7 protein-coding genes and 1 tRNA gene are annotated in these 5904 nt (G+C 26.8%); 7 read left to right on the forward strand and 1 reads right to left on the reverse strand.

Annotated elements, in window-relative coordinates:
• The first annotated feature begins 65 nt into the window (after window positions 1–65).
• The 7 genes from VLM92_RS14475 to amrS all read left to right on the forward strand — a co-directional run bounded on the left by VLM92_RS14475 (window position 66) and on the right by amrS (window position 5343).
• Window positions 66–141, forward strand: a tRNA-Phe gene (locus VLM92_RS14475).
• A 186-nt stretch (window positions 142–327) separates the two neighbouring features.
• Window positions 328–825, forward strand: coding sequence for an RNA polymerase sigma factor (locus VLM92_RS14480; protein WP_325277032.1), 498 nt, complete (start codon window positions 328–330; stop codon window positions 823–825).
• An 11-nt stretch (window positions 826–836) separates the two neighbouring features.
• Window positions 837–1700, forward strand: coding sequence for an anti-sigma-V factor rsiV (locus VLM92_RS14485; RefSeq protein WP_325277033.1), 864 nt, complete (start codon window positions 837–839; stop codon window positions 1698–1700).
• Between the two features lie 331 nt (window positions 1701–2031).
• Window positions 2032–2349, forward strand: a complete 318-nt coding sequence (gene trxA / locus VLM92_RS14490; RefSeq protein ID WP_325277038.1) for a thioredoxin — start codon at window positions 2032–2034, stop codon at window positions 2347–2349.
• A gap of 285 nt (window positions 2350–2634) precedes the next feature.
• A complete protein-coding gene (locus tag VLM92_RS14495) occupies window positions 2635–2892 on the forward strand; it encodes a hypothetical protein (protein WP_325277034.1) in 258 nt (85 codons plus the stop codon).
• 149 nt (window positions 2893–3041) lie between these two features.
• Window positions 3042–4448 (forward strand): AmmeMemoRadiSam system protein A, encoded by a 1407-nt coding sequence (amrA, locus tag VLM92_RS14500; protein ID WP_325277035.1) that lies wholly within the window; start codon window positions 3042–3044, stop codon window positions 4446–4448.
• Window positions 4441–5343, forward strand: coding sequence for an AmmeMemoRadiSam system radical SAM enzyme (gene amrS / locus VLM92_RS14505; RefSeq protein WP_325277036.1), 903 nt, complete (start codon window positions 4441–4443; stop codon window positions 5341–5343). The genes amrA and amrS overlap by 8 nt, the downstream gene beginning before the upstream one ends.
• A 51-nt stretch (window positions 5344–5394) precedes the next feature.
• Here the strand turns inward: amrS and VLM92_RS14510 are convergent, their stop codons facing one another.
• Window positions 5395–5808: an Rrf2 family transcriptional regulator gene (locus VLM92_RS14510; RefSeq protein WP_325277037.1), complete on the reverse strand. Its 414-nt coding sequence runs from the start codon at window positions 5806–5808 to the stop codon at window positions 5395–5397.
• Window positions 5809–5904 lie beyond the last annotated feature (96 nt).

Raw genomic sequence — 5904 nt, forward strand, 5'->3', positions numbered from 1 at the left:
CTGGTCTTGAAAACCAGTGATGCTTAACGGCACCGTGGGTTCGAATCCCACCCTCTCCGCCAAATGCCCAGATAGCTCAGTCGGTAGAGCAAGGGACTGAAAATCCCTGTGTCGATGGTTCGATTCCATTTCTGGGCACCAATTTATAAAAACATCTAATTAAAGTTAGGTGTTTTTTTGTGCGTAAAAAACATTATTGGTTATTAAATTAGGGATGCTAAAAATTTAAAAAGAAAAAATATACAAATATATTTACAAAATATAAAAACTTTTTATTGACCATAGAACGTCTATATATATGTAATAAAAAGGAGGCCTTCAATATATATGAAATTACTAAGCTCGAGCAAAAAAATAAAAGAAAAAACATTTAAAGACTACGTAGTTAAAAATAAAAATTCATTTTATAGAATCGCATATAACTATGTAAAAAATGAAGATGATGCACTTGATATAGTTCAAGAATCTATATTAAAAGGGTTATCTAAAATTGACAAACTAGATAACGTGGATTCTATAAAGCCTTGGTTTTATAGAATATTGATTAATACATCTATAGACTATATAAGAAAAAATAAAAAATATATACCAATCCAAGATGAATTATCAGTATCTAATTTTGTAGAATATGATATAAATACTGATATAGATATACAAAATGCATTAGATAGTTTATCAAATGATTATAAAGCTGTAATTATGCTGAGGTATTTTGAAGATATGAAGATAGCGGATATAGCAAATGTATTAGATGAAAATATAAATACAGTAAAGACGAGACTTTATAAAGCTTTAAAATTATTAAAAATTAATATAGAAGAATAAAGGAGGATATTATGAAAGATAACGAAAAATTACAAAAACTAAAAGAAAATTATATGAACATTGAAATACCAGATAAAATAGATGATATAGTTAACCAAGCTATAAATAACAAAAAAAGTGCGAATAAAAAAAATATAATCAAAACCTTAGGAATAGTAGCTGCATCATTAGTTGTATTTATAGGTTCAGTTAATATAAGTCCTGTATTTGCAGATACATTAGAAGATATACCTGTGATAGGGAATATAGTAAAAGTAGTTAATTTTTCTAATTATAATTTCAATAAAAATGGTTTTGATGTTTCTATAAAAGTTCCTAAAGTAGAAGGATTAAAAAATAAAAAATTAGAAAATGAATTAAATGAAGAATTACAAAAAGAAGGCAAGTCTTTATACAATGACTATGTAAATGAAGTAAAAGAATTACAAAAAGGTAATATACAAGGTCGTAAAGTTGGAGAATCATGGTATGAAGTTAAAACAGATAATGATGATATATTATCATTAGTTATATTTAATTATCAAGCACAAGGCTCAACTAACACAACTAGAAAATTCTATAATATAAATAAAAAGAATGAAACAGCTATAACACTTAAGAGCATGTATAAGGATAAAGATTATATAAGCATAATAAGTGAAAATATAAAATCTCAAATGAAAGAGCAAATGAAAACGGATCCTGATAAGTATTATTGGGTAGACAGTGATATACCTGAAATGGATTTTAAAGCTATAAAAGAAGATCAAGGATTTTATATAAATGAAAACAATGAATTAGTTATATGCTTTGATAAATATGAAGTTGCACCAGGTTATATGGGGTTAGTAGAATTTGTTATACCACAAGAAATTTTGAAACTAATAATAAAATAAAAACGGAAAAGCACCTATCAAAGATAGGTGCTTTTATTTGGGCTAGCGTAATACTTATGCGCGATGCACAAGTTCCCACTAAATTCATTATAATATAAATTAAAGTTTTTGTAAAGAAAATATTATAAAATAATCATATAAATATTTTATAGAGATGTAAATTAAAGATTAAAAGAAATAAAATAAATCAAAATGCAGATAATAAAATTGTGTTAAATAATATTATATAAAAAAACTAATAATAAAACTAATAATAAATATTAAAATATAATCAACAGAAGGGAGAGCCTATTCAAATTTATATTGAATAGCAACAATTAAAATGGAAAATATGATGGAAGTAGTAAACGCAGAAGAATTTAATACAAACATAGAAACTGGAAGTGGTATAGGTGTAGTAGACTTTTTCGCAACATGGTGTGGTCCTTGTAAAATGTTAGCTCCAGTATTTCAAGAAGCAAGTGATGAAGTGGGATCAAAAGCTAATTTCGTTAAAGTAGATATAGACAAAAATATGGAATTAGCAAGAAAATATAGTGTTAGTACAGTTCCTACAGTTATGATATTTAAAGATGGAAAACCGGTAGAAACAATGGTTGGATTTATGCCAAAAGAAAAATTAATATCAAAAATTAATGCACACTTATAATATAAAGAAGTTATAAATTCGCAGTACACAAACTTATGAATTTAAAATTAAATAAGATTAAATTTTAATAATAAAGTTATAGAAATTAGGTTTAGTTGAAGTAAACCTCTTTTTATAACTTTTTTGTTTGTATATATAAAATTACAAACCTTATATAATCAAGTATTGTAAAATAATTTAAATACTTTAACTTAAATTACTTATTGTAACAATATAAGTTATAACACATAAAATAAATCAAAGGGTAGAAATAAAAACAAATATAATAAAGGAGATTTTATATAGATGTCAAAAAAGGCAGAAAAAGCAGTGAAAAAAGTAACTGAGCCAGTAGAAAAAACAGTGAAAAAAGTAACTGAACCAGTAGAAAAAATAGGAAAAGAAGTTGTAAATGGTGTAGGCTCTGTGGCTAAGGAAGCTATTGAAGGAACTATAAATGTAGGAAAAGAAGCTGTTAAAACTGGATATAATGTAGGAAAAGAAACTGTAAATACAGGAAAAGCAGTAGGAAAAGCTGTTAAAGATACAGTAAAAAAGAAATAGTAATTTAATGATAAAAGAGGTATGGCTAGACTATACCTCTTTTGTTATTAAAAGATAAAAATATAATATATAAATAAAAGTATATCATAATGCTATAAGTAAATAATAAGACAGTGTAATACATAATAAAAATAAAAAGGTGATTATAAATGGAAAAATTTTATTTAATGCCACATCCTCCTATAATGATAGAAGAAGTAGGTAAAGGGCAAGAAAAAAATATTCAAAAAACAATTAATTCCTGTAAACAAATAAGTGAAGAAATAAGCGCTATGGACGTAGACACTATAATAATAATATCACCTCATGGAATTGTATTTAGAGATGGAATCGGAGTAGTTGTTAGTGATAGTTTAAAAGGTGATTTATCTAAATTTGGAGTAAATCAAGTTTGCTTGGAATTTGATATAAATAATAAATTAACTAGTGAAATAATAGAGAATGCAACAAATAAGGGAATAACAATAGCACCTTTAGATCAATACACATGCACAAATTATGGAGCTAATTTAGAACTAGATCATGGAGCGTTAGTGCCACTATACTATGTATCAAAACAAAAAAGTTATAAACTAGTTCATATAACTTATGGAATGTTATCAAAATTAGAACTTTATAATTTTGGAATGGCAATAAGTGAAAGTGTAAAAAAATTAAATGAAAAAGCAGTTTTAATAGCATCGGGAGATTTATCACATAGACTAAAAGATGATGGACCTTATCCATATAGCCCTTATGGAGCAGAGTTTGATAAGACATTCTTAGAAATATTAGAGTGTGGAGATATGGAAAAACTATTAAATATGAATCAAAAGCTCGCTAAAGAAGCTGGTGAATGTGGATTAAGATCTGCATATATACTAGCAGGTGCTATGGATGGATTAGATGTTAAAGGGCAAGTACTAAGCTATGAGAACACTTTTGGAGTAGGATATGGAGTTGTAAAATTCAATACAAACAAAAGTGAAACTAAACTATCAGAAATTTTAACAGAAAAACAAAAAAATATGGCTACAGAAAAGTTAAGTAGTGGTGATGAATATACTCAATTAGCAAGAAAAAGTCTTTACTATTACTATGACAAAGGTCATTATTTAAATGAACCTAAAGACTTACCACATGAAATGTTAAATGAAAGAAGAGGAGTTTTTGTTTCTCTAAAAAAAGAAGGTGAGTTAAAAGGATGTATTGGTACAATTGGAGCAGTAACTGATAATGTAGCACAGGAGATAATAAGGAATGCAGTTAGTGCAGCAACATCAGACCCTAGATTTTCTAAAGTGAAAAAAGAAGAACTAGGAGATTTAGATATATCCGTAGATGTACTGTTTGAACCAGAACCATGTACAATAAACAATTTAAATGTATATGAGTATGGAGTAATAGTAAGTACTATAAATAAAAGAGGGTTATTACTTCCAAATTTAGAAGGAATAGAGACTGTAGAAGCCCAAGTACAAATAGCACTACAAAAAGCAGGAATTACTCAAGACGAAGAATATTTAATAGAGAGATTTAAAGTTGAAAGACATAAGGAGAATAATTTAGATGATTAAAGAAGCTTCTTATTATGAAAAAATAGATAAAAACAATGTATGGTGCAAATTATGCCCACATAATTGTAAAATACCTTGTGGAAAAAGTGGAATTTGTATAGCAAGAAAGGCCATAAGAGATGAAAATGAAGATACAATTTTGATAAATAGTAATTATAAAGCTATTACGTCTCTTGCAATAGATCCAATAGAAAAAAAGCCACTTTATCATTTTTACCCAGGAACCAATATACTTTCAGTAGGGACTTTTGGGTGTAATTTTAAGTGTTCATTTTGTCAAAATTATAGTATATCTCAACAGGAAGTACCTTATAAAAATGTAAGTAGTGAAGAACTTGTTGAAACTATATTAAGTATACCTAATAATATAGGTATTGCATTTACTTATAATGAACCATTTATATGGTACGAATATGTATTAGAAACTGCTAAATTATTAAAAGAAAAATCTAAACAAAAGAAAGTTGCACTAGTAACTAATGGATATGTAAGCAAAGAGCCATTAGAAAAATTATTACCCTATATAGATGCAATGAATATAGATTTAAAGGGAAATGATGATTATTATAAATCACTATGTAAAGGAAGTTTAAATCCAGTACTACAAACAATTGAAATAGCCTATAAAACTGGATGTCATATAGAAGTAACAACTTTATTAGTAACTGATGAAAATACTGATGAAAAAAGCTTAGTAGATATAAGAGATTTTTTAAGTAACTTAAATCCTAATATACCTCTGCATATAAGTAGATATTTTCCTAGGTATAAGCAAACTTCAGAAGCTACGAGCTTAGAAGTTATGAAAAAAGCTTATGATATATTAAAGGAAAAATTAAACAATGTTTATATAGGAAATGTTAGTGAAGAAGAGAAAAAATATATAATATCATAATCAAACCCCCTAGGGAACGAAACGTTCCCTAGGGGGGAGTAGTATTAGCTGCTACTTATCAAGTACATCAGCTAAAGTATACTGAGCAAAAACATTCATAAATGAATTTAGGGCAACACCGATAATACCTTTAAGTTTACAAGAAGAACTTATATTACAAGTGTTACTATCTTTTGAAAAGCATTCAACAATGTTTAAATTATCTTCAGTAATCTTAAGTAATTTTCCTAAATTTATGTCACAAGGCTTCATACCTAAACGCAAACCACCATTTCTACCTTTACTAGAATCAATATATCCTTCAGTAGCTAATTTATAAACAATCTTCTTTATATGATGATTAGATAATCCTAAAGTTTCAGAAATAGAATCAACAGTAAACGTCTCATCTGGATTATTCCCTAAAAGGATTAATATTCTAAAAGCGTAGTCGCTAAATTTTGATAAAGTCATACAACCCTCCATAAATATATAATATTTATATTATATCTCAAATTATAATAAAATAACAAAATAAAATAGAACATAAATATTAATTAAATCAAGTTGACATTAACATAA

Origin of the sequence: Romboutsia sp., assembly GCF_035470145.1 — a bacterium.
In the GTDB taxonomy this organism is placed as follows: Bacteria; Bacillota; Clostridia; order Peptostreptococcales; family Peptostreptococcaceae; genus Romboutsia_D.

Coding starts and splice junctions, on each gene's coding strand:
- amrS (WP_325277036.1), top strand. CDS start 4,441: ATGATTAAAGAAGCTTCTTATTATGAAAAAATAGATAAAAACAATGTA.
- VLM92_RS14510 (WP_325277037.1), bottom strand. CDS start 5,808: ATGGAGGGTTGTATGACTTTATCAAAATTTAGCGACTACGCTTTTAGA.
- VLM92_RS14480 (WP_325277032.1), top strand. CDS start 328: ATGAAATTACTAAGCTCGAGCAAAAAAATAAAAGAAAAAACATTTAAA.
- trxA (WP_325277038.1), top strand. CDS start 2,032: ATGATGGAAGTAGTAAACGCAGAAGAATTTAATACAAACATAGAAACT.
- VLM92_RS14495 (WP_325277034.1), top strand. CDS start 2,635: ATGTCAAAAAAGGCAGAAAAAGCAGTGAAAAAAGTAACTGAGCCAGTA.
- amrA (WP_325277035.1), top strand. CDS start 3,042: ATGGAAAAATTTTATTTAATGCCACATCCTCCTATAATGATAGAAGAA.
- VLM92_RS14485 (WP_325277033.1), top strand. CDS start 837: ATGAAAGATAACGAAAAATTACAAAAACTAAAAGAAAATTATATGAAC.